Source organism: Ruminococcus sp. Marseille-P6503, from assembly GCF_900604945.1.
Classification (GTDB): Bacteria; Bacillota; Clostridia; order Oscillospirales; family Ruminococcaceae; genus FB2012.
Genome location: NZ_UWPB01000002.1, coordinates 379094 through 403620, shown reverse-complemented (window position 1 = coordinate 403620; position 24527 = coordinate 379094). Strand labels below are relative to the sequence as shown.

The 24527-nt window shown below is 43.8% G+C and carries 23 protein-coding genes; 7 read left to right on the top strand and 16 right to left on the bottom strand.

Features of this window, described 5'->3' with window-relative positions; translation table 11 throughout:
* Nucleotides 1–136 precede the first annotated feature (136 nt).
* The 4 genes from EIH25_RS07915 to EIH25_RS07900 form a co-directional block, all read right to left on the bottom strand.
* Nucleotides 137–754, bottom strand: coding sequence for a TIGR04100 family radical SAM protein (locus EIH25_RS07915; protein ID WP_124100405.1), 618 nt, complete (start codon nucleotides 752–754; stop codon nucleotides 137–139).
* 95 nt (nucleotides 755–849) lie between these two features.
* Nucleotides 850–1803, bottom strand: coding sequence for a TIGR01212 family radical SAM protein (locus tag EIH25_RS07910; protein ID WP_124100403.1), 954 nt, complete (start codon nucleotides 1801–1803; stop codon nucleotides 850–852).
* Nucleotides 1804–1808: 5 nt separating this feature from the next.
* On the bottom strand, nucleotides 1809–2609 hold the full coding sequence (locus EIH25_RS07905) for a hypothetical protein (RefSeq protein ID WP_124100401.1): 801 nt from the start codon (nucleotides 2607–2609) through the stop codon (nucleotides 1809–1811).
* 18 nt (nucleotides 2610–2627) lie between these two features.
* Nucleotides 2628–4007 (bottom strand): acyltransferase, encoded by a 1380-nt coding sequence (locus EIH25_RS07900; RefSeq protein ID WP_124100399.1) that lies wholly within the window; start codon nucleotides 4005–4007, stop codon nucleotides 2628–2630.
* Between the two features lie 224 nt (nucleotides 4008–4231).
* Here EIH25_RS07900 and EIH25_RS07895 point away from each other — a divergent pair, with 224 nt between their 5' ends.
* Complete coding sequence (locus tag EIH25_RS07895) at nucleotides 4232–5161, top strand: NAD(P)-dependent oxidoreductase (RefSeq protein WP_164489194.1); 930 nt, start codon at nucleotides 4232–4234, stop codon at nucleotides 5159–5161.
* Nucleotides 5162–5359: 198 nt separating this feature from the next.
* Here EIH25_RS07895 and EIH25_RS07890 read toward each other — a convergent pair whose 3' ends face one another.
* From EIH25_RS07890 to EIH25_RS07840, 11 genes are all read right to left on the bottom strand, one after another.
* Nucleotides 5360–6727, bottom strand: a complete 1368-nt coding sequence (locus tag EIH25_RS07890) for a trypsin-like peptidase domain-containing protein (RefSeq protein WP_124100395.1) — start codon at nucleotides 6725–6727, stop codon at nucleotides 5360–5362.
* Nucleotides 6728–7023: 296 nt separating this feature from the next.
* Nucleotides 7024–9564, bottom strand: a complete 2541-nt coding sequence (gyrA, locus tag EIH25_RS07885) for a DNA gyrase subunit A (RefSeq protein ID WP_279254434.1) — start codon at nucleotides 9562–9564, stop codon at nucleotides 7024–7026.
* Nucleotides 9565–9652: 88 nt separating this feature from the next.
* Nucleotides 9653–10279, bottom strand: coding sequence for a YcxB family protein (locus EIH25_RS07880; RefSeq protein WP_124100392.1), 627 nt, complete (start codon nucleotides 10277–10279; stop codon nucleotides 9653–9655).
* Between the two features lie 53 nt (nucleotides 10280–10332).
* On the bottom strand, nucleotides 10333–12297 hold the full coding sequence (gene gyrB / locus EIH25_RS07875; RefSeq protein ID WP_124100390.1) for a DNA topoisomerase (ATP-hydrolyzing) subunit B: 1965 nt from the start codon (nucleotides 12295–12297) through the stop codon (nucleotides 10333–10335).
* 99 nt (nucleotides 12298–12396) lie between these two features.
* A complete protein-coding gene (locus EIH25_RS07870; protein WP_124100388.1) occupies nucleotides 12397–12705 on the bottom strand; it encodes an extracellular matrix/biofilm biosynthesis regulator RemA family protein in 309 nt (102 codons plus the stop codon).
* Nucleotides 12706–12750: 45 nt separating this feature from the next.
* Complete coding sequence (recF, locus tag EIH25_RS07865) at nucleotides 12751–13869, bottom strand: DNA replication/repair protein RecF (protein WP_124100386.1); 1119 nt, start codon at nucleotides 13867–13869, stop codon at nucleotides 12751–12753.
* Nucleotides 13869–14093, bottom strand: a complete 225-nt coding sequence (locus EIH25_RS07860) for an RNA-binding S4 domain-containing protein (RefSeq protein WP_124100384.1) — start codon at nucleotides 14091–14093, stop codon at nucleotides 13869–13871. The genes recF and EIH25_RS07860 overlap by 1 nt, the downstream gene beginning before the upstream one ends.
* A gap of 17 nt (nucleotides 14094–14110) precedes the next feature.
* Nucleotides 14111–15217 carry a DNA polymerase III subunit beta gene (gene dnaN, locus EIH25_RS07855; protein WP_124100382.1) on the bottom strand — a complete coding sequence of 369 codons (1107 nt, stop codon included), beginning with the start codon at nucleotides 15215–15217 and terminating at the stop codon, nucleotides 14111–14113.
* Between the two features lie 499 nt (nucleotides 15218–15716).
* Nucleotides 15717–17069, bottom strand: a complete 1353-nt coding sequence (gene dnaA / locus EIH25_RS07850; RefSeq protein ID WP_124100380.1) for a chromosomal replication initiator protein DnaA — start codon at nucleotides 17067–17069, stop codon at nucleotides 15717–15719.
* A 224-nt stretch (nucleotides 17070–17293) separates the two neighbouring features.
* The gene (locus EIH25_RS07845; RefSeq protein WP_124098062.1) at nucleotides 17294–17830 is read right to left on the bottom strand and encodes an IS1 family transposase; all 537 of its coding nucleotides are present in this window, start codon (nucleotides 17828–17830) and stop codon (nucleotides 17294–17296) included.
* Complete coding sequence (locus EIH25_RS07840; RefSeq protein WP_124098061.1) at nucleotides 17787–18077, bottom strand: helix-turn-helix domain-containing protein; 291 nt, start codon at nucleotides 18075–18077, stop codon at nucleotides 17787–17789. The genes EIH25_RS07845 and EIH25_RS07840 overlap by 44 nt, the downstream gene beginning before the upstream one ends.
* A 394-nt stretch (nucleotides 18078–18471) precedes the next feature.
* On the opposite strand from EIH25_RS07840, the gene rpmH reads away from it, so the two are divergent.
* The 5 genes from rpmH (at nucleotide 18472) to jag (ending at nucleotide 21614) form a co-directional block, all read left to right on the top strand.
* Complete coding sequence (gene rpmH, locus EIH25_RS07835; RefSeq protein WP_124100378.1) at nucleotides 18472–18606, top strand: 50S ribosomal protein L34; 135 nt, start codon at nucleotides 18472–18474, stop codon at nucleotides 18604–18606.
* Between the two features lie 162 nt (nucleotides 18607–18768).
* The gene (gene rnpA / locus EIH25_RS07830; RefSeq protein ID WP_124100376.1) at nucleotides 18769–19131 is read left to right on the top strand and encodes a ribonuclease P protein component; all 363 of its coding nucleotides are present in this window, start codon (nucleotides 18769–18771) and stop codon (nucleotides 19129–19131) included.
* 11 nt (nucleotides 19132–19142) lie between these two features.
* Nucleotides 19143–19385 carry a membrane protein insertion efficiency factor YidD gene (gene yidD / locus EIH25_RS07825; RefSeq protein WP_124100374.1) on the top strand — a complete coding sequence of 81 codons (243 nt, stop codon included), beginning with the start codon at nucleotides 19143–19145 and terminating at the stop codon, nucleotides 19383–19385.
* A 41-nt stretch (nucleotides 19386–19426) separates the two neighbouring features.
* Complete coding sequence (locus tag EIH25_RS07820) at nucleotides 19427–20782, top strand: YidC/Oxa1 family membrane protein insertase (protein ID WP_124100371.1); 1356 nt, start codon at nucleotides 19427–19429, stop codon at nucleotides 20780–20782.
* 37 nt (nucleotides 20783–20819) lie between these two features.
* The gene (gene jag, locus EIH25_RS07815) at nucleotides 20820–21614 is read left to right on the top strand and encodes an RNA-binding cell elongation regulator Jag/EloR (protein ID WP_124100369.1); all 795 of its coding nucleotides are present in this window, start codon (nucleotides 20820–20822) and stop codon (nucleotides 21612–21614) included.
* Nucleotides 21615–21701: 87 nt separating this feature from the next.
* Here jag and EIH25_RS07810 read toward each other — a convergent pair whose 3' ends face one another.
* Complete coding sequence (locus EIH25_RS07810) at nucleotides 21702–22982, bottom strand: hypothetical protein (protein WP_124100367.1); 1281 nt, start codon at nucleotides 22980–22982, stop codon at nucleotides 21702–21704.
* Between the two features lie 385 nt (nucleotides 22983–23367).
* On the opposite strand from EIH25_RS07810, the gene EIH25_RS07805 reads away from it, so the two are divergent.
* Nucleotides 23368–24132, top strand: a complete 765-nt coding sequence (locus tag EIH25_RS07805; protein WP_124100365.1) for an AAA family ATPase — start codon at nucleotides 23368–23370, stop codon at nucleotides 24130–24132.
* Nucleotides 24133–24527: the final 395 nt, after the last annotated feature.

Sequence of the window (24527 nt, the reverse complement as noted above, 5' to 3'; positions counted from 1 at the left end):
CCATTGATTTTATTCCCTTCCGACGCCGACCGGTCAGCTCATTGCCCAAGCCGTACGTTTAAAGCGCCGCTATATAAATACCGTACAAACACCCTTTATATATTGACCCCGGTATTTTTCCTGGGTTATTCAAATATCATTGATCAATATATTCTCTGACCCTCAGACGAATACCCGCTTTGTCGGCTATCTCCTGAGATTTTTTTATTTCCTCCTCGCCTATAATATCAACTACCGTGAGCATAACATTGGGAACATAATTCTTGACTCTGCCGGCAAAGCCCAGCATTTCCTCAAAGCAGTTTACCCCCTTGAAGGACGGACGGGTCACCTTGTCATAAGCCTCGGCGTCGGAAGCGTTAAGGCTGATTGAGATCGTGTCGGCGATCCCCTCAAACTCCTCGGCGGTGCTTCTTTTGTTTATCAGATCGGAAAGCCCGTTGGTATTGATCCTGATAGGCGTATTTGTTACCGAGCGTATATACCTTGCCGTTTCCTTGAGAATTTCCAGCTCGCAGGTAGGTTCTCCGTAACCGCAGAATACTATCTCGTCGTATTCGTCCAGCTTCCTGCTTCTGAGATCCTCAATTATATCTCCGGCGGAAGGCTGACGCTCCAGCCAGAGCGGATCTGAGCCGTAAGCTCCGTCGCCGTTGTTCCTTATGCAGAAGGTGCAGTTGCATGGGCATTTATTTGTAATATTGAGATAAAGACCCTTTCCTACCTCATAGCTTAAAGTCATTGATTTTTTCATTTCTGTTCCTCCCGGAAATAAAATATTTTTCAGCCTGTCAGAAAGCGTTGGTCAGCCGCCTTTTAATTCGGAGCAAATCCAGATGTGAGCTTAGGTTATATTTTCAGCGCCTTTCCCTGCCAGGAATCCCTTCGGTAAAGCTCCTTGTCGATCTCGTTCATAACGCAGAATTTTTTAAGGCTCCAGAGGGGCGCGATAAGTTCCTCCTTCGCTCCGTCGCCGGTAACTCTCTGAATTATAACGTCCTCAGGCATTAACTCTATCTGGTCGCATACCACGTCGACGTAATCCTTCCGGCTCATAGCCTCAAACACTCCGTTTTCATACAGCCGCGCCAGTCTTGTATTCCTTAAAATATGCAGCAGATGAATTTTTATGCTGTGTATCCCCAGCTCTCCGCACACCCTGGCGGTCTGAACCATCATATCATGATTCTCAAAGGGAAGTCCGTTTATAATATGAACGCAAACGTTGATCCCGCGCTCCTTAAGAAGTCCGAACCCCGACAGAAATTCCTCAAAGGTATGACATCTGTTGCAAAAATCCGCCGTTTTATCGTGAATACTCTGCAATCCAAGCTCCACCGTCAGATATGTTTTTTCCGCCAGCTCCGCCAGCATATCAGCCTTTTCGGCATCTATGCAGTCCGCTCTGGTCGCTATGCTGAGCCCGGCTGCGTTTTCAAAGCCGAGAGCGGTCTCAAACATTCTTCTCAGTGTTTCGGTATCGCCGTAGGTATTTGAGCCTGCCTGAAAATAAGGAATACAAAGTCCGTCCTGCCACTTGCGGCTCATCATAGCCCTGACCTTGCGGTACTGATCCGCTATATCGTCGCAGGGATCTCCCGCGAAATCGCCGCTCAGCTTGGCAGAGCAGAAAATACAGCCTCCCGTCCCCTTGGTTCCGTCACGGTTGGGACAGCCCTGGTCAATATTCAGCGGAACCTTGAAAACCTTTTTCCCGAATCTCTTTCTGAGATAGTAGCTGTAGGTCAGATACCTCTTGTTATCGTCCGAATATTCAAAGGGGTTGGACTCTCTCTGAGTCATTTATATTATTCCTCCATAGCCTCGTTTTCAGAGCTTTCATCGGAAACCTGCTCCGAGGCAGACGTTGTCGAAGCGGACGTGGTCGTCGTAGTCGCTGACGTGGTCGTCTGCTTTTTGGTTGTGGTAGTCGTAGTAGCAGCCGATGTTTTCTTTTCCGTTGTCGGCGGAACCGTTACCGTTGTATTGACCTGCGGAGCGTCGTTATTGGTTGTAGTAACGGTAGTCGTTTCCTCGGTGGTCGTCGTGGTTTCCTCAGTAGTCCTTTTATAGGTCGTTTTATATACCGGAGCCGTTTCCTCCGGCTTCTTGGTCTGGGTTTTCTTTTCCTCCGCGGTGGTCGTAGTAACGCTTTTTTCCTCGTGGCGGTTCTGCTCCGGCTCGTCGAAGCTGTTTGGCATTTCCTCGCCGCCCTGCTCCTTGACTCCCTCCGAATCAGAAATAGTGTTTCCGATTCCGTAAATCAGCGATACCCTCTCCTCAAGCCATCTTATCTGCTTGGGAAAAGGCAGGCTGCTTTCATATCTGCTCTGTATCTCCGCGGTATATTCTCCGGAAACAAGACGTTCTAAGGAAAATTTATTGCCCTCGTCGCCGTATCTTTTGCTGCTGGTAAAAATAATAAATACCGCCGCGGCGCAGAGAAATATAAAAACCAGCGTTATAAGATTGATAAAATCATACTGAGCCTTTAGATTTTCTTTATTTAACTCGCCGATAGCCTTCTCGCTCTCGGCACATTCCTCCGGCACAGCATACCCGTTTTCTTCTCCCGCGTCTAAAGCTATATTTCTAATGTTGCTTTCCATATAACTCAACCTTTCAGCTTAAACCGCAAGCTTTGCCGCCTGGGTTATCACACACAGCAGCAAAATCGCCGCAAGCAGAACCGTTTTGCATATCCTTACCTGCCCATAAGCCCTAGCAGACCTTTCGCCGTAGCTTTCAGCCGCCGCTGTCAAAGGCTTTCTTATAAACGGACATATGCTTATAAACGCGATTATAATAAGTACTATATTGTTCAGAACCGCGTTTTTTACAGCGACGCTCAGCTGATAATCGGTTCCTACGCCTATCAGCGCCAGAAGCCATTTTCTGTATCCGTACAAACTTGAAAAATAAAGTCCCCCGAGTACCGCCGTACTCACGATAAAAACGTAAATAAATTTAACCGCGGCCGGGAATTTTTCAAGCTTACTTCCGTAAACATACTTTTCAAGCGCGGCTATGATACCGACGGCAATTCCCACAAGAAGAAAATTTACCTTCGCCCCGTACCATATCATAAGCGCCGCAAAACAAAGAACGGTGCAGACAGCAGAAAGCGCTTTTTTGCCTCTGCCCAGTCCGTCGAAAACCTCTTTATAGAATTTAACAAGAGTAGTGTTGAAGCTTTCAAGCAGACCGGTCATAAGCCCCTTTGAGCTTGGAGCCCTGTAATTCTCAGGATAATCGAAGCCGTTCATTTTTCCAAGACCTCTCGCCATATCCGACATTCCCGCCAGCATGAAATAAGCCTCGCCGAAAAAGGCTATCATTCCGAACCAGCTGCCAAAAAGCGTTATTTCGTCGCTGTTAAGCCCCGCAAGCTTTATTCTTTCAAATACCGGAGCCAGCAGTACAGCCTTTGCAAGACCTGTGATAAATCTGTTAAGCCCCTCGTTTATCTCTCGTCCGCCCACCGTTCTTTTCCTTATGTAAGGCTCCATGTCCCCGTATCTTACCACAGGTCCCGCTATCATAAAATGATAGGATACCATATATGTCAGCAGACAGAATATATTTTTCTCCGCTCTGCATTTTCCCGTATAAACGTCGTAGCAGTACGAAAATCCCCTGACAGAGTAATACGCCGCTCCAACAGGTATAACGGCCTGCGAAAGGCTTAACGCGTCAATTTCGTTAAAAAGATAATTATGGGCGCAAACAAAGAAAACCGCGGCGTTCATAATAAGGTCGGCAGCAAGCAGTACCTTTGCCAGGGGACTTCCGGCTTCCCTGTTTTTAGATATTCCAAGCCCTATGAAGTACTCAGCTATCACCGTAGCAAAAAGCAGACAGACTGCCGCCGGCTTCGCCCACGAAAAGAAGATCGCCGACGTTATTATAAGTATAAAATTTTTATATTCTGTGCTTCTGTCAAAAAAAGAAAAAAGAGTGGACAGCGGAAGCAATCCTAGAAAAAACAATAAATCAGAATAGCTCAACTTTATAGCTCCTTTTAATTAATTTATCTATCTTATTAATCTATAACCCGTAATAGCCGCGTTTTGCTACTTTAATTTTATCACAATCCACAAATTTAAGCAAGCAAAATTATCAATAAAATAAAACTTTTTTATAAAATACCTAAAACCATTTGCAATATTTAAAATATGTGCTATAATGTATGTATATGATATGCTTTTTCTTGGGGAAGGAGTTACTTGTAATGGCATCAGTTTTAATTACAGGCGCGAGCGGCATGATAGGAATGTACCTGACTTCTAATCTGCTGCAAAAGAAGCACAGAGTTTTCGGCGTTGACAGCCGTAAAAACGATTATATAGGCGCCGACGCGAATTATACCTTTGTTCAGTGCGACATAACCGATAAGGATTCTATCGAGGGAATAATAGCAAGCAATAAAATAGATTCGGTGGTTCATCTAGCGAACTCTGTCGATAACGACATCGACCCCTATGTTACCGACGCTGAAATCAAAAAGAGCAAGGGCTGCGATAAATTTATCTATGAGCTTGCGGATAAGCATATGGTCAAAAATTTTCTGCTTCTCAGCACAACGCAGATCTACGGCAACCAGAAGGGTAGAGAACCGATCCGCGAAACAAATCCCGAAAAGGGAAGCTCTAATTACGTCGATCTCAAGCTCACCTCCGAAAAATATATGCTGAAGGCGTTTAAAAAATCAGATACCGTTCCGGTCATAGCAAGAGTCGCTCCCGTTTACACAGCGGAATATACCCAGAACCTCCGCGACAGAGTGTACGATTATAAGGACGACGTCGCTTACATATATAAGGACGGAGAATACGGCTTTTCCTTCTGCTGCGTTTTCAATCTTATAGACTTTATCAACGGAATAATAAATATTCCCGAAGGAAGGTACGAGGGAATTTACAACGTTGCGGATTCCAGAATGATAACCGCTAAGGAGATACTTGATTACGAGCGCGAGCATCACCGTATCGGCGCCGTTATCCAGCGCAGCCCGGGCGTCGGAATAAGCTTCAACAAATCGAAAGCAAAAACCGACTACAGGTATTTTGATCCCGCCTCTTCCTTCAACAACTGGAATATCGACAATACCAGAGCAAGGCGTATAGCCCCGTTCCGCTGGACGCTTAAAAACACCAAGTAGCAGGCTTTGCCGCGAATATGCAGCTCCAATACCGTACAGTTTTGCTGTGCGGTATTTTTTATCTTATCGTCCGCTTTTTCGCTTCAACGGCAAAAGGCTGTCCATATTATATGGAACAGCCTTCCGCCTGAAGTAAAAGAATATGAAAAATATGAAGAAAACTTAATTTAGAAGAAAGCTTATTTAAAATTTCGGAGTTCAATAGCCTCCGTACTGATTAAAGAACTGACGATAGCTGTCATAATTATCATAGCTCTGCTGCTGGTCCTCGTCATCGTCCTTATCTATCGCCTCGCCGAGAGTAACCTCTTTATCGATTATCTCGCCGTCTCTGTAAACCGAAACCGTTATCTTATCTCCGGCTTTATATTTTTCCTTTATCTCGTTGAATTCCTCAATAGATTCTATCAGATTTCCTTCAATTCCTATAACTATATCGTTGACCTCTATTCCGGCTTCCTCGGCGGCGCTTCCCGATTCGACGCTTCTTACAAAGAAGCCCTTGGGTATATCGTAATACTGCGAATAAACGTCAGTAACGTTTTCTCCGCTTATGCCGAGCGTAGGTCTGCCGGTAACATAGCCGTGCTGAATAAGATCGTCAATTATCGGCGTCGCCTCGTCGATGGGAATAGCGAAGCCAAGACCCTCGCCGTAGGTTGAGGATACCTTTGCCGACGTGATTCCTATAACCTGTCCGTACGCGTTGATAAGAGGTCCGCCCGAGTTACCGCTGTTAATGGAAGCGTCGGTCTGAATCAGATTCATGGTTCTGTCCTCAATGGTCAGAGTTCTGTCAGTAGCCGAAATTATTCCCGCGGTAACAGAGTTTGCAAGATCAAAGCCCAGCGGATTTCCTATTACAATTGAAACCTCTCCAACCTTTATCTCAGAGGAGGTTCCGAATTCCGCGGCGGTAAGACCTGTTTTATCTATCTTTACTACCGCGAGATCGGTCTGGCTGTCCTTTCCCACAAGCTCCGCCGTGATCGTTTCATCCTCGCCGCTCTCAGAGCTCTCATCGGAATATGAGCTTGGCAGAACCACCGAGATCGTAGCCGCGCCGTCAACAACGTGAGCGTTTGTTATGATATAACCGTCGGAGCTCATAATAATACCTGTTCCGGTAACCGTACCGCTGCTTGTCATGCAGGAAATTCCCACAACCGACGGCGAAACCTTTTCCACAATATCCGGAATAGTCATAGCGTCGCTCGGAGTCGCAAGCTGAATAATGCTCGGAAGATTGCTTCTGTCAACGGAAGAGCTGCTGCTTGCTTTATCTGCCGAGCTCTTATTATTGTTTGAAGTCTGAACAGAAGAGCCTGAATCGTCCTTTCCTATTCCGGTACCCGTAATCAGCGAATAGCCTACGATCGAAGTCGTTCCAATAGCAACAACGCTGAGAACCGCTATAATTCCCGTAAGTATCTTTCTGCCCTTGCTTTTTTTATTTTCGGGCTTATATGAAAATTCATTCACAGTATCGCTGTTATAATTCTGAAAATCCTTCTGCTCGTTATGATTTCCGAAATTGTCATTATTATAATTGTTGAAGTTATCCATAATGAAAATCCCTCCTGTATTATCCTCTTCGATCCGTTTTTCCGAAGCCTGCTTCGGATTTATGTATCCTTTCTTTTTCTTTCTATACTTATATTATAACCTCCAATGTGATAAACCTATGATAACAAACGTAAAATTTGGTTATTTAAAATTATAATTTTTATCATAAAAACGGCATATTCAAACGCCTGGCTTCCATTCCCCATAAAAAACAGCCTTCACCGTACTTGCGTCACCGCGCCGTACGGTAAAAGGCTGTTTTATTATTCTTGATTTTTATGAACCGCTTGCCCTGATCAATCCTCAGGCTCCGGCTCTTCCTCTATTACCTCGGCGCTCTCCTCCATTTCAGCGGCCTTTCGCTCAGCCTCAAGCTCTTCCTCCGACGGCTGTTCAACCTCGGCTATCTCCACGCTGTCGTCATGCTCCGCTCTGGTGAAGGTAACTACCCTGTCGTCGTCAGAAAGCCTCATGAGCCTTACTCCGGTAGCATATCTTCCCATTATTCTTACGTCCGCCGCGCGGAATCTTATGATAATGCCGTCGCTTGAGATCATTATGACGTCGTCGGTCTCGTCTACTACCTTTATACCGCAGACAAAGCCCTTTTCCTCTGAAACCTTGTAGTTAAGCATTCCATAGCCGCCCCTGTTCTGTATCCTGTATGAATCCAGCGCGGTGCGTCTGCCCAGACCCTTGTCCGATACCGTAAGCACGGAAGCGTTTTCCCTTACTCTCGCCATGGAAACCACATAGTCGCCTTCTCTCAGTCTGATAGCCTTTACTCCGTGAGCCGAACGGGACATCTTTCTTATGCAGTTCTCGTCTATCCGTATAGCCATACCGTTATGCGTAGCTATAATAAGCTGATTTTCGCCCTTCGTCATTCTTACGCCGGCGATCTCGTCGCCCTCGTCAAGACCAATGGCAATAAGTCCGTTCTTGCGCACGTTTTTATATGACGAAAGCGGAGTTCTCTTGATCTTACCGTTCTTTGTCACCATGACGATATTCTTGCTCTCGTCAAAATCCGAAGTCTTTATCATCGCGGCTATCTTCTCGTTTTCCTCAAGCGGCAGAATATTTACTATATTAAGTCCTCTTGAAGCCTTCGAGCCTTCCGGAAGCTCATAGCATTTCAGACGGTACATTATTCCCTTATTTGAAATAAACAGAATGTGGTCGTGCGTGGAGCAGATATACATCTCGTCAATAAAATCGTCCTCGCGCTGCTTCATTCCGGTTACGCCTCGTCCTCCGCGGTTCTGCGCCTTATAGGCGGAAACCGGGATTCTCTTGATATAGCCGTTCTTGGTATAGGTAACGACGCTTTCCTCTACAGGAATAAGATCCTCTATATCAACCTCGCCGCTGACATTTTCAATCTGGGTCCTTCTCTCATCTCCGAACTTCTGCTGAATAGATTCCAGCTCCTGAATTATAATATTAAGCACCCTGTCGTGATTTGCCAGAATATCCTCGTAATCGGCTATCTTTTCTTCTATTTCCTTCAGCTCGTCTATGATCTTCTGACGCTCCATGCCGGTAAGACGTCCAAGCGTCATGTTAGCAATGTGATCCGCCTGAATCTCGCTCAGCTCAAAGCGGTCCATAAGCCTCTGCTTTCCCTCAGGAATATTCTTCGAGGTTTTCATTATCTCAACTACCTCGTCGATATTGTCAAGAGCTATAACAAGGCCTCTCAGTATATGATCTCTTTCCCTTGCCTTTTTAAGATCAAACTCTGTCCTTCTCCTGATGACCTCTACCTGGAAATCGAGATACTGCTCAAGACATTCCTTCAGAGTAAGCACCTTCGGTATTCCGTTTACAAGCGCGAGCATTATAACGCCGACGGTATCCTGAAGCTGAGTATAAGTAAACAGCTTGTTGAGCACAACCTGAGGTATAGCGTCCTTCTTAAGCTCTACAACTATCCTCATACCCTCTCTGTCAGACTCGTCGCGCAGATCGTGGATTCCCTCCACCCGCTTTTCCTTAACAAGACCGGCTATGGATTCAACCAGCCTCGCCTTATTTACCATATACGGTATCTCGTGAACTATAATGCAGTTTCTGCCCTTTATTTCCTCGATAGTCGTATTTGCCCGGAGAATTATTTTTCCTCTGCCTGTGCCGTAAGCCGCTCTTATGCCGGCTCTGCCCATAATTATTCCTCCGGTAGGAAAATCCGGACCCTTGATATATTCCATCAGCTCGTCCAGCGTGCAGTCAGGATTTCTTACCAGCAGCTTGATTCCGTCTATGACCTCGTTAAGATTGTGAGGAGGGATATTTGTCGCCATTCCTACCGCGATACCCGTAGAGCCGTTGCAAAGCAGCTGAGGAAAACGCGACGGAAGAACCTGCGGCTCCTTCAGTCTGTCGTCGTAGTTTGACTGAAAATCCACCGTATCCTTATTTATATCCGTAAGCATATGGAGCGACATTTTGGACATCTTGGCTTCGGTATAACGGTAAGCAGCCGGCGGGTCGCCGTCTACCGAACCGAAGTTTCCGTGACCGTCCACCATAGGATAGCGCAGCGAAAAGCTCTGAGCCATTCTTACCAGCGCGTCGTAAACCGAAGCGTCACCGTGAGGATGATAGCGTCCCAATACGGAACCTACGGTATCAGCGCACTTGCGGTAGGGCTTATCGGGATAAAGTCCGTTTTCATACATCGTATAAAGTATTCTTCTGTGAACGGGCTTCAATCCGTCTCTTACGTCCGGCAGCGCTCTCGATACTATTACCGCCATTGAATACTGCAAAAAGGATTCCCGCATTATATTTTCAACGTCGCTGCTTATAACGTTTGAATTATCGCTAAACAAATTATCACTCTCTTTCTTTCCTGATACAGCGTTTTTTACCGCCGGATAGCTAACTTAAACTCCGCTTGTTTCCTTGGGTCATGCCGTATCAGCCCCGTTTATTTTCCGAAAAATACGCAGCCAGTCTATTTCTGAAAATTTCACACTGCTTTTCACTCATGCATCTTTTTGGAAGCACATATATGGTATCCCTTTTCAGGATAACTACAAACATATCGTCCTTTTCTATAATATCCAGCTCTTCCTCGTCAAGCCTTACCGTTCTCGGCGGTATCGGCTGATAATCCTCCGAGCTTTTTTCCTCCTCCGTTATAATCGTTTCTATAACGAAGCTGTCGTCATAAAGAGAAAAAACATATCTGTCGTCCTCAAGTATCTTAAGAGCCTCCAGCAGCGAGGAGCGGATTTTTTTCATATTGAACCATATCGCAGCGATCGCCGCCGCGCATACTCCTAAAAGAATGTAGTTCATAGCTATCGACGGATCTCTCCATGCCGATACCGCGAAGCCGACGGCAAGAAGCGCGAAACCGATCGTTTTTATCCAGTTTTTCCTGTAGACGTATTTTTTCTGAAAGGTCAGAAAAGCCTCGCCTTCCTCCTCGTTGGTCACGTTGAATTCAAAGGAAATATCGGGAGAAGCCTCGAATATTTTTTCCGCGTTTTCCTTTTCATTTCCGTTTGACCCGTCCTGAACGATATTTTCACTGTCCATATCCTCTTACAGCGTTCCTTTAAAGAAACGGCGCTCCTTTCGCAGTATTTCCTTCAGACGTCAAGCTCCTTGACATACTGGGCGTTTTTCTCGATAAAATCCCTTCTCGGAGATACCTTGTCGCCCATAAGAATGGTAAATATCTCGTCCGCCTTCACAGCGTCCTCCATGGTAACCTTGATCATTGTCCTTGATTCGGGATCCATTGTGGTTTCCCACAGCTGCTCCGGATCCATCTCGCCAAGACCCTTATAGCGCTGAACGTCTACCTTATTTCCGTTTTCTCCTGCAAGCTCCGCTATAAACTTATCTCTTTCCTCGTCGGAAAAAGCGTATCTTACCTGTTTTCCCCTGTATACCTTGAAAAGGGGCGGCTGAGCTATATAAACGTGCTCCTCCTCTATCAGCTGGCGCATATACCGGAAGAAAAACGTAAGAAGCAGCGTCCTGATATGAGAACCGTCCACGTCGGCGTCGGCCATTATTATTACCTTTCCATAGCGAAGCTTCGATATATCGAAATCCCCGCCGATAGAGGTTCCCAGCGCCGTTACCACAGGCATAAGCTTTTCGTTGCCGTAAACCTTATCTATTCTCGCCTTTTCAACATTAAGCATTTTTCCCCACAGAGGAAGTATAGCCTGAAATCTCCTGTCGCGCCCTTCCTTTGCGGAGCCTCCCGCCGAATCTCCCTCGACGATGTATATCTCGGTATTAGTCGGATCCTTCTCCGAACAGTCGGCAAGCTTTCCCGGAAGCGAGGACGATTCCAGAGCGGATTTTCTTCTTGTAAGCTCCCTCGCCTTCTTAGCCGCCTCTCTCGCTCTCTGAGCCTGAAGCGATTTGTCGAATATAGACCTTGCCGCGGCAGGATTCTCCTCCAGATAATTCATCAGCTTTTCGCTGACTATCTTATCCACCATAGGACGTACTTCTGGATTTCCAAGACGTCCCTTTGTCTGACCCTCAAACTCGCAGTTTGTAAGCTTGACCGAAACGATGGCGGTTATTCCCTCGCGCACGTCCTCGCCCATAAGCTTGTCGCCGTCCTTGAGCAGACCGAATTTCTTTCCGTATTCGTTGAGAACCTTGGTAAGCGCGTTTTTGAAGCCTGTTTCATGAGTTCCGCCGTCGGGCGTATGAACGTTGTTCGCAAAGGACAGCACTAGCTCGTTATATGAATCGTTGTACTGAAAAGCTATTTCCGCCGTTATATCGTCCTTCATTCCGGCGATATAAATAACCTGCGGCGTAATCGCCTCCAGCCCGCGCGTCTTGTGTATATGCTCGACGAACTGTCTTATTCCGCCCTCATAATGAAGAGTTTCGCCCTTGTATTCATCGGCGCGCTTGTCCTGAAAAACGATCTTCACTCCGGCGTTCAAAAAAGCCTGCTCTCTCAGCATTTTAAGCAGAGTATCGTAATCATACTCCACCGTCTGCTCAAATATCTCCCTGTCAGCCTTGAAGGTAACGGTAGTACCCGTTTCCGAGGTTTCGCCGGTTATTTTCAGCTCCTCGTCGTAATGACCTCTTTCAAAATGCTGAAAATGTATATTTTTTCCGTCCTTTATCTCTATCTCGAGCCATTCGGACAGAGCGTTTACTACCGAAGCGCCTACTCCGTGCAGTCCTCCCGCTACCTTATAGCCTCCTCCGCCGAATTTTCCTCCGGCGTGAAGCACGGTATAAACCACCGTAGCGGCTGAAATACCCTCCTTAGGGTGTATTCCCGTCGGTATTCCTCTTCCGTTGTCCGTTACTCTGATAATATTGTCAGGCAGTATTTCCACATCTATCTGAGTACAGTAGCCTGCCAGCGCTTCGTCTATAGAGTTGGTAACTATTTCATATACAAGATGATGAAGCCCCTTTGGACCGGTAGAGCCTATGTACATACCGGGTCTTTTCCTTACCGCCTCAAGACCCTCCAGCACCTGTATCTGGCTTTCGTCGTAGCTTACGCTTTTGTCTACCTGTGAAACGCTTTCGTTTTCAAATTCTTCGATGTTATCCAAAAAATAACCTCCTCATGGATACTGCCGTCGTCTGACCGGCATTTATCTGCTTTTAAAGAAACCGTCATAAAAAACTATAGGCTTCCCTTAAATCTATGATCAATGCTTTACAGCTTCTCTATCATTCTCTGTATCCGCCGAAATTCCGGCATTCAGCCCTTTCCTGTTTCTCTTTAAAAGCGTCGAACAGGCAAGCTGGCTTATATACACCGTTTCGCTGAGCTCGCCGTCCAGACATACTATAAAGCTTTTTGGCATTTCGTAGCTGCAATTTACTACCCGCTTATGTTTTGAGGACAAGCTTAAAAATTCCTTGGTTATCCTTGATACGGAGGTGTTCTCTATATCAAATATCCCGACTATATCCTTTTCGTTCACTATATAGCCGCCGCCCAGATGAAGATACATTCCATTTACCGCGCTTGATTATAAGCGCCGCTCCTTTCAGGTTTTTTAGCTTATTATCCTGCCGTTTTTAATTCTGTACAGCTTTCCGCTCCTGCCCTCGAAGGGAAAGGCTTCGTCGCAGCAGGTTATAAAAACCTGCATACCCTTTATCTTGGCTACCGCAAATTCCTGTCTTGACGGATCAAGCTCGCTTAAAACGTCGTCAAGAAGTATACAGGGCGCCTCCCCTGTTTCCTCGGCAAGAATATAAGCCTGAGCAAGCTTCATGACAAGTGCCGCGGAGCGGTGCTGACCCTGCGAAGCGAAATCCCTGACGGAAAGCCTGTTTATAAAGCCCGCGAGATCGTCGCGGTGTACGCCTTTCTGCGTAAAACCTGCCCTTATATCCTCTTCCCTGTTATTTTCAAGACATCTTAAATACTCCTCGGAAAGATCGTTCTTATAATCCTGCCTTCCCTCCAAAGAGTCAAAAACGGTCGAGCAGTACCTCAGCTCCAGCCTTTCCTCTCCTCCCGATATTTCACTGTAAAGAGAGCCTGCCAGCAAATTGAGCTTTTTTGCGTAATTATATCTGAGCAATGAGATATACGCTCCCATTCTTGCCAGCTGTATATCCCATACCTCCAGCTCGTCCCTTACCGACCTTCCGAAAGCTATATTTTTAAGCAGCGAATTTCTCTGCTCTATAAGCTGATCGTACTTTGCGGCGACCTCTCCGTATGAAAGCTTTATCTGCGATACCGACAGATCAAGAAACTGCCTGCGTTTTTCGGGAAAGCCCTTTGACAGCCCCAGATCCTCAGGAGTAAAAACCACGCAGTCAAGATTTCCGAAAAGCTTTGAGGGAGCTGAAAGCCTTACTCCGTTGAGTTTACAGCTTTTTTCCCTAACATTAGGTCTTGCCATGCTGTAAGCAATAGTCTGCTCCCTCCGGCTGTTCTTAAATTTCAGCTCTATGCTCATGCTCTCGCCGTTCATATCTATCATTCCCTTATCCTTTGTGCCGCGGAAGCTTTTAGCCCCGCTGCAAAGCCAAATTGCTTCGATAAGGTTGGTTTTCCCCTGAGCGTTATCTCCGCAGAAAATATTAAGAGAGGGATGAGGATATATCTCAATATTCTTTAAATTTTTGAAGCCGTTGACGCAAAGCTTTGTAATATGCATTATTCTACCACGATTTCAGTTGAAATTTCGTCGATTTGGATACTGTCGCCCTTACGTATCTTTTTTCCTCTTGCCGTGCAGACCTCGCCGTTGACCTTTATTCTTTCCTCGGCTATTATTTCCTTTGCTATGCCTCCCGTTTCCGTCAGACCGGCATATTTGAGCAAGGAATCAAGCTTTATATAGTCTGTCCTTATATTTACCTTAACCTGCTTATAATCCATACCAGACCTTCTTATCCTCAATCCTTTGAAAGACGTACGGGAAGCACAAGGAAGGTATATTCCTCACCCTTGACCGGAACTATCTTCATAGGCAGCAGACTGCCGCTCATCTGAAGCTTTACCCTTTCGTCGCTGACCGCCTTGAGCGGATCGAGCAGATACTTGCACTTAAAGCCTATTTCAATAACCGGCCCCGCCATATCAACCTTTATCTCGTCTGAAATTCTGCCCACTGCCGTCGAGCACTTTATTTTCAGCAGTCCGTTCTCAAAATAGCACCTTACCGGACTGGGGGCTCTCTCGTTTATAAGCAGGACCGCTCTCTCAAGAGTAGAAATAAGCTCCTTCCTGTCGGCGATAACCTCCGTAGTGCAGGACTGGGGAATAGCGCTCTTGTAAGGATGAAATTCTCCTTCAAGCAGCCTTGAATACACAAGATATCCGTTTATCTCAAAAATTATATGCTTTGCCGAAACAAATATCCTGCAAACGTCCTCGTCGTTGTCGCTCAAAAGCTTTGAAACCTCTGAAAGAGTCTTTGACGGAACGACAAACTTTTTCTCTCCGCCGTACTTTATGCTCTCGCTCCTTACCGCAAGACGGTAGCCGTCTATAGCCGCCAGATTGAACGTTCCGTTTTCCAGCTCAAACAGCTCTCCCTTGAGTATAGGCTTTATATCCGACTGTGAAACCGCAAAAATAGTCTGATTTATCATGCTCTTAAGGGTAGTCTGGGGAACGGAGATCTCCTCCGACATATCCTTTCCCGGAAGCTCAGGATACTCGTCCGCCGCGAGAGCCGTAATATTATAGGTAGTAGCTCCGCTCGAAAGAGTTACCTGCAAATTTTCATTGACTTCCATATAAATATTTTCGTCTGGCATTTTCTTTATCATTTCGCTGAACAGTCTGGCGTTTAAAATAAACTCTCCTCTGTCGTCGCTGTTCACCGATATAGAGGTCCTTATGCCTATTTCCAGATCGTACCCCGTAAGCTCGAGCATGGAATTTTCAAGCTTCAGCTTTATCCCCTCGAGAGAAGGCATGGCGCAGCGCTCGCTGACCGCCTTTGAAACATTGATAACCGCTTCGTAAACAGACTGCTTATTGCACAATAGCTTCATATTAACGTCCTTTCATAAAATTATTTTCAGCCTCAGCTTTTCCTTGCTTTATCAGCCAGCCTTTCCCGCTTGCACATTTTCAACTTTCCCCTCGAATATCCTCCCTTATTTTTTCACCTTTATCATAACATAACCTTTAATTTAACAGTAGTAGTAGTAGTAGTCATTGAAAACAACTAAACCCTCCCCAAACACCGCGTTTCAAAGGCTTTTCTTCCCTTATTTATTCAACTCTCTTCAGTTGAATAAATAACGAAAAAATTGAAAATCAATCACCGGTTGAAACAGTTTAGAATTTTCAGGTTGAAAGTTGAGAAAAAAACTGAAAAATGTTGAAAAAATCAAAAGCTCAAATAACAGCGGGAAAATCAGCTTGAAACTGTTAAAGTAAAAAATGTTGAACTCTGTCGTACGGCAGCTTTCAGATCCTTTTATATTCATGGTGTAACTGTTTTCACAGATTGTTGAAAACTGTGTTGAATCTGTTGAAAAACTGCCGTTAAACGTCCTTGAGATTTTTTATTATATCATCTACGGTTTCCTTCAGATCGGAATTTTTCTTAAGCAGCTCGGCAACGTCCTGATAATGAATAGTCATCGTAGAATGATTCTTATTGAGCTCGTTGCCTATCTGTATATATGTCATTCCCTTGACCTCCTTCAGCAGATATATAGTTATCTTTCTTGCAAGGGATATATTTGCTCTCCTGTTTGTGGAACGTATATCGTCGGGAGTTACCTTGAAAGCGGTGGCGACGTCGCTGATTATCCTGTCAACGGTTATCTCCGCGGGGTGATTCTCGATCATTATTTCCTTTATTACCCGCTGCGCCATGGAAATGGAAGGCTGCTCGTTGGTATAAATGGTAAGCGCCTTCATTTTATTTACAGTTCCCTCAAGCTGACGTATATTGGCTTTTATCTTTTCGGCGATTATCCTTGATATATTATCGGTAAGCTGAAGATCGAGGACCTCGGCCTTGCGCTTTACTATCGCCATTCTCGTTTCAAAATCCGGCGGCTGTATATCTACCTGTACGCCGAGTGAAAAACGCGAGCGTATCCTGTTTTCAAGCTTTGATATTTTGGAAGGAGCAATATCCGAAGTAAGAACTATCTGCTTTCCGGCATTGTAAAGATCGTTGAAGGTGTGGAAAAATTCCTCTTGGATACGTTCCTTGCCCGCTATCGACTGAACGTCGTCCACAAGCAGAAAATCGGCGTTGCGGTATTTGTCGTGAAAGCTGATAGTCTGCTTGTATTCTATAGCCTTGACAAGCTCGTTCATGAAGTTTTCTCCGGTCGTATATATAAGATTTATATCCGGCTTTTTCTTTTTGACCTCATTTTCGATAGCCTTCATAAGATGAGTCTTTCCCAGTCCCGAATCGCCGTATATAAAAAGAGGATTAAAGGCCTGATTAGTGCTCAGCTCTCCTGAGGTATCGTTTTTTCCCGCCACCGCTATTGAAAAGGCGTAAGCCAGCTCGTTTGATTTACCCTTTACGAAATTGTCAAAGGTAAGGCTGCTGCTGTACTTGGTAGGCGAAGAAACGGTAGGAGCGGGCTCCTGAGGTATATCGTCTGTGTTTTCGGCTTTGGCCTTTACAAGTATCCTTATATCCACATCAAAGCCGAGTACCTCAAGAAAAGCGCGTTTAAGCACGTCCTCGTAAACCTCGGTAGTGGTTTTCTTAGTAAATTCGCTGTCTGTCAGCAGAAAAGCGGTATTGTTCTCAAGCTTAAAAGGCTCCAGTATCTTTATCCATTTATTAAAACCGATCTCGCTGACCGATGGATCTGCTTCACAGTATTTAAGGACGCTTTGAAACGCCTCGTTAAAAGAATCCATTCTATTTCCATTCCTTTCGTAAATTTAAGCGTATATTATAGGTATTGCCGCCTGATGATCGTGCCGCGGAAGCTGTTTTCATTGATCTGAAAAAGCAAGGTCTCAACTCAGATTTTATTCATATTTTAAAAAAAGGGCACAAAAATCAATTCTATTTAATTATATCACAGAGTCAGAAAAATTTCAAGTCCTATATAATTATAGGTGTGGACACAAAGAGCAGATTATAAAAAATCAAGAACAGAAAAGGGTAATTCACGAGAATTTGAGGTACGGCTTTTGCGATAATTCATTTTAGCGATGCCAAATTCATTATACGCTTGGACAAATAGCTCTAAAACAGCTTTTAGCGTATCAAGCTTTCGTGGAAAACATCGGCTGCGTCGCCTCAAAAGAGGTATATAATGCCTCAAATCAGCATTTATTCCCTCAACGGTAAAGGTGTTGCTTTTGTCGTAAATATTACGAATATGCTTACCTGGATATACAATATCAACATAACCCCAATAGCCGTCTGTACAGTAACATTCGGCTTCAGGACCGCTGTCAACCACCCTTTGTATACGCTCCGGTGATTTATCAAAAGCAACATCAAATCCAACGATTTGTCTTGGCAATCTGCTTACCATTGTCATTACATAAGTGTTTTCACGTGTTTCTGTTTTGGGCTTTTGTCCAATAAACCAATACAACTCATCTAATTCTAAAAAATGGAAGTTACTGTGAGCTTGAACTGTTTTTTTTAATCCAATTGTAGACATTCGCCTTGCTGAAACCAAACACCTTGCCGACTCCTCGTCCGCTGGCTCCTGCGTAGAATGTTTTGATTGCCTGTTGGCGAATTTCTTCGGGATATTCTCGTGTTTTCGGGTTGAGAGTGTAGTATTTTTTGCAATCATTGCAAAAGCACTTCTGTGTTCCCGAACGATTTTTCCCTGCGTTCACCTGATTTTTTGATTTACCGCAGATAGGACATTTTCTACCTGCTACTTCTTTTGCTTTTCTCATTCCTTCATTATATCATATTCTGCTCTATTTGTCCACACCCATAATTATTAATAGTGTGAATTTTTTGGACTGAGAAGATAATAAAAGCGGATACTCAATGTATACTTTTTTTCACGCCTGCCGTACAATATATAGTGCCGATGCTGATTGAAATACACAAAAAGTTTAAATATAGGTTCTGAAAAAGAGCAAAACGGCGGAACATTCAGTAAAATTAAATATAAAAATATCATGAACAGACTTGACAAAGACTGTATAGTTGAGTTATAATAACATATTGCAAGGGCTTATTGCCTGTATTTATGAGATCAGGCGCGTTTGTCCGTTATTGCTTTGTCAAAAGCAGGGATACTGAACGGTAGGATATCCGTTTTATTGAAGGGAGGATATTTTAATGAAAAGAACTTATCAGCCTAAGAAGCTTCAGAGAAAAAAGGTTCACGGTTTTATGAAAAGAATGTCTACCAGAAACGGCAGAAAGGTTTTGGCTCGCAGAAGAGCTAAGGGAAGAGCAAGACTCAGCTATTGATATGATGATACGGCCATATACCATTCATTTTCTGATTGGTATAGGGTCTTTCTCTTTTTATTGAAAGAAAAATTAATATTTTATTTTAATTCATATTAATTCTGATAATAATTTGCTTTAATAATTAAAGTGCGGCAGTATTCTGCGGTCAGGGGACGTTTTATGCTTTTTACTGAGGTTTTGAAGGACAACAGCGTATTTCTTAAGTGCTACAGAAAAGGAAGATATGTGTCTGACAGCATGATTGTCGCTTATTTTTTGCCGAACGGCTCGCCGTATAACAGAATAGGAATAACCGCGGGAAAAAAACAGGGAAACGCGGTTGAAAGAAACCGGATAAAAAGAATAATCAGAGCCGCCTACAGACTTAATGAAACAGGTATTCCCATAGGCTATGATATAGTTTTTGTAGGAAGAAATAATATCAAGGAAAAAAAATCCGGGGATATTGAGAGATTTATAAAAAAGAAGCTGATAAGAGAAATGAACAGACCGCCCAAGCGGGAAAAAAAGAATAAAGGATAGGCCGCGCTGAAATGAAATATATTTCAATGCTTCTGATAAAATTTTATAGAAAATTTATCAGTCCGCTGTTTCCGGCAAGATGCAGGTATTATCCAAGCTGTTCAGCCTACGCGCTGGAAGCTTTCAGAAGACATGGATTTTTCAAAGGCTTTATATTAAGCGCCTGGCGTCTGCTCAGGTGCAATCCGTGGAGCAGAGGCGGAGTAGACTATGTTCCCGATGAATTTCATTTATTTAAAAGAAGCAAACAATGAAACGGAATTAAAAACGTTTCTTTAAATACGGAGGATTATTAATGAATATACTGGCAACTCCATTAGGATGGATAATGAAGGGCTGCTATGCGCTGGTGCATAATTACGGTATAGCGCTGCTTATTTTTACGGTAATAACCAGACTTGTAACGCTGCCGCTGCAAATTAAGCAGCAGAAAAGCACGGCAAGAATGTCAATGATCCAGCCGGAGATTCAAAAGCTGAATAAGAAATACGCCAAGAATAAGGAAAAGCTTAATGAAGAAACAATGAAGCTTTACAGCAAGGAAAATATAAACCCAATGGCAAGCTGTCTGCCTATGATAATAACAATGGTTATTCTCTTTTCAATGATCCCCGTTATCTACGGACCGCTTACCTATGTTTCAGATCTTGATAAGGATTCAGTTGAAAAAAGCAATAATCTGATAACAAATCTTGCAACGGTAAGCGCCGAGATAAAAAGCAAGGATACGACTATAGAAAAGCTTTTGGAGGACTTTGAAAAAGACGGCGAGGAGGACGTTTACGCCGCTCTCAGAGAAACGCTTGACGATAAGGATAATTACCCGAAAACGGCGAAGGTCGTGGAATCTGACAGCGAATGGGAAGCGCTGATCGAAGCGGTAAAAAAACACAGCGATATAGATCAGTTTATCACAAATGAAAAATATGTTTCCCAGAATCTTGCCCAGTCAAAGCCGGAGCTTGTTACCTTCGACTTTGTGGACAAGGATAAGGAAAACGCCAAATTCGCGGATATACTTCCCGACGACGTAAGGAAGGAAGCGGAAGACTTTAAATATGAATTTTTCGGTCTTTCGCTGGGAGCTATCCCTACGGTTAAAAGTCCGCTTCTGATAATCCCCGTGCTGTCCTTCGTACTTCAGCTTGCCTGCACGGTCGTTTCACAGCTGTTTATGAAGAAAAACAATCCTGCTGCCGCGAGCATGGGCGGCGGAATGAAAGCAATGCTGTTTATAATGCCGTTTTTCTCCCTGTGGATATCCTTCGCGTATCCTGCCGGACTCGGACTTTACTGGATATATTCCTCGCTGTTCGCCCTGCTTCAGACGATATTCCTCAACGTGGTATATACCCCCGAGCATGTAAAAGAGCTTGTGCAAAAGGATATTGAAAAGGATAAGCGGAAGAAGAAAAAGAGCGGTAAAAAATCGTTTATTGAAAAGACTCTCGAGGCTCAGGAAATCGTGAAGGCACAGAAGAACGGACAGACGCTTTCAGATAAATCCTCCGGCAGCGATAAGGATGAGGATGAAGATTCCGAGAAAAAGCTGTCAAAGGCCGAGCTTAAAGAGCTTCAGAGGAAAAAGCTTAACGAGGCAAGAAAGCGTATGGCAGAAAAATACGGCGACGAGTATAACGAAAACGAATAACTTGAAGGTTTATCCGGAAATTGAAAGGATGATAAAAATGAAAAAGATATTTACCGCACCGTCGGTAGAGGAAGCGAAGCAGGCGGCAGCCGCGGAATTCGGAGCGGAAGCTGAAAAGATCAGCTTTAACATTATTGAAGAGCCTAAAAAGAGCATTTTCGGCAAGATCAAAGGAGAAGCAAAGGTAGAAGCGGAATATGTTCCCTCCAAAGCCGATATTGCTTACGGCTATATGCTGAGAGTTCTGATTTCTATGGGAATAGAAGACGCGGCTATAGAGGTTACCGAAACCGAAAACGGCGCTCAGTTTGAAATAAACGGAAGCGGCTTTGAAGAGCTGATAGGCAAAAAGGGCGAGCTGCTGGACGCGCTTCAGTACCTGTCCTCGCTGGTGTGCAATAAAATAGACAGGGATTATTTCAGGATTTCCACCGATTCAAACGGTTTCCGCGAAAGAAGAAAGCAGCAGCTTGAGGAGCTTGCGGTAAAGATCGCGAACAACGTTAAGAAAAACGGAAGAACCTCCGCCCTTGAGCCTATGAATCCTTATGAAAGAAGAATTATACACGCCGCGGTTTCAGAGATCGAGGGAGTTACCTCCCGTTCAACAGGAGAAGAGCCTTACAGAAAGGTTATTATAAGCTCTACCGAAAAGAAATTTAGAGACGGCGGATACAGAGGAGGAAAAGGCGGAAAAAGAAACGGCGGACGCCGCGACAGAAGACCGCCGAAGGCTCATTTTGATATAACCACCAGCTTTGAAAAGGATTATAAGAAGCCAAAGCCGGAGGACAGCCTTGACGCCGGACTTTACGGAAAAATCGAGTTTTAATTTGAATAATGATACTTAATAAGAAAGGAGCGGTCAGCCGCTCCTTTTTTGCGTGTGTATTAACAGTTATTCACCCGAACCGCCGCTTTAAAAAAGCGTATCCGGAAAATCATTTGTTTCGGCAAAATCAAGCTCGGAATTTTTAATATAATAAAGCCTGTAATCGTCTAACTCCTGACTTTCAGCGAAACCGTTGCGAACCTCGGCAAAAATATTTCCCTCAGAATCGGTAATCGCGTCGTTAATACAATATTTTTTATCGAATAAAACAAATTCGGCGCTTTTGATTGTATCGGTTTTTTCGTCAATTGAATATATCATATTCTTATTTTTCTGCTTTACATCATTGCGTTCTACGTTGAAGATCATATTTACCTGCCCGTCAGCGTCGCAGTTCGTTATCCATTTTAAATAGGGAGAGCGGAAAACAGACTTGAATTCATCATTTTCAAGCTTCTGCATACACTGGATCATTCCCCTGTTTTCATAATAAAAATAATCTCCAAAGACCCTGAAGCACATGGCTACGTCAAATCGCTGCTCCATGATCAGGTCGTAATTATCCGACGGGTCAAAGCCGTAATCAAGCTCCGGCTCAAACTCCTTGGAGCTGATAAAATTAAAATTATTATCGTATTTGTCGATATAAACGAAAGTATCTCCGGAAGCTTCCCTCTTTACCCTGAGCAAATAAATATTCTCCTCGTCGTAGGTAATATATCTTATGACCTCTCCGGAACTGCTTTCTTCGTCATATGTAAACGACGGCTGCATGATACTGCTTTCCATGCTTTTGAGATCATACGATTCAATAAGAAAAGTGCCCTTTTTGTCCGTAGACGAAATGAACAGCTTATCTTCAGCAATCGTCATCGTGTTATAGGTCGTTGGGTTTTTTACGGTATAAATACTTTTAACCGACTGCTGGTTCAGATCAACGTCATATACCTCCTGCTTGCTTTTATCTTCGGATATATAATCTCCCGTGGTAACAAGCAAATACAAATGTCCGTCCGCGGCCCAGGAATTATTTTTATTTAAAAAGGACCAATCTTCAATTACTCCGAGAAGCTGAGAAGTATTGCTGTCAATATTATATAAATAAAGTTCCATATTACTGTAAGCATCGTAATTTGAACCATATTTACAATATATAATATTGCCGTCCGTCATATAAAGAAGCTGCGAATAATCAATTTCTCCGATTATTTCATTACGGCTGTTATAAATAGAGGTTGAAGAATAAGAAACCGAACGTCTTTTTCCGGTATAGGGATCGCCTATATATCCTTCGTCGCCCGGCTGGGCGTAACAGCCTGAAAGAATAACAGAAGAAATGATGAATGCTGAAAGAATGTGTTTTCTCATAATGACCTCTTTTCTGATAAGTAATACAGTTTAATAATTGTAGACTAAAGAGCTGCCGTCTGCTCTAAATAAAGAAAAATCAGCTTAATTCAGCAAAATCTGGTATAATTTAATTATAATATAATAATATTTAATTGTCAATATAATGCAGAAAATTTATAGATAAATATTGATAAATCATATTTTGTCATCAGCTATTACAATAAAGCATATAAAAATGTTCCACGTGGAACATTTTTATTGCTGCCTGCAATTTAGGTCTTTTCAAAATCGGAATAATGTAGTATAATAGACTTATATCATCGGAAAATCTGAAAAACTTAATGATAGTGTTTTTATTGTTTAGAATATTCGCTTAAAAAATGAAGGGAGCTTAATTATAGAAATGGGAAAAATAATAGCGGTTTCAAATCAGAAAGGCGGAGTAGGAAAATCCACCACAGTGGTAAATCTTGCGGCGGTTTTCGGAAGTAAAGGAAAAAAGGTGCTAATTGTAGATTTTGACCCGCAGGGCAATACAACTACAAGCTATGGCATACGGAAAAAGAGTATCCGCAATACCGTTTACGAGGTTTTGATGGACGAGTGCTCCGTTTTTGAAGCGGCGGTGGCAACTCAGTTCAGGGGAGTTTCGGTCGTCCCCACAACTCAGAAGCTTTCTGGCGCTTCAGTGGAGCTTATATCGGTAAAGGACAGAGCCAGGCAGCTGAGAAAAAAGCTTGAAGAAGCAAAGGCTTTCTATGACTTTGTGCTTATAGACTGCCCGCCTACCTTGGATATGCTGACGATAAACGCACTTGTGGCGGCGGATACGGTGCTTATTCCCCTGCAATGTGAATTTCTTTCGCTTGAGGGGCTGGTAGAGCTGAATCAGACGATCGAGAGGGTCAAAAAAACGTGGAATCCTCAGCTGAAAATAGAAGGTATTCTTTTTACAATGTACGTTGAGCGTTACAAGGTTACCGGACAGATAGTAGCGGAGGTAAAAAAATATTATGCCGATCATATATTCAAAACGGTAATTCCCCGCAATATAGCTTTGTCAGAAGCGCCCAGTTTCGGGCAGCCGGCGCTGTACTACGACAAAAAATCCAAGGGCTCAAAGGCATATGAGGCGCTTGCAAAAGAGATTATAAAAAACAATATTTGATGCTTAGATTTTTAAAATCGTTAAACGTATGAGTTCCTTTGATGGTTGCTGAAGAATATTTCAGTTTACCTTCCGTTTATCGCCGGAGAAAAAGGTTACAGTCTTGAACGCGCTGAAGGGCTCTTACGTCAGTCTTGAATATACGCTTCGGAGCGGGAGAACAGTCAAGCTCTGGGATGACAGCAGATATTAGATATGGAAAAAGAACAGCGGCAGTCGCTGCGTGACTGACCGCGGATGAAAATTATCTTTTAGTATGCGAAAACGGTGACGGCGGAAGCGGCGCAGAAATAACAGTTTATAAAAAGAGCAGTAAAAATAACGGCTGATACAGCGGATTTAAACAAGCTTCTATTTCGGGTCAATCAAAATCTGCCTGTATTTAAAAGTTCCAC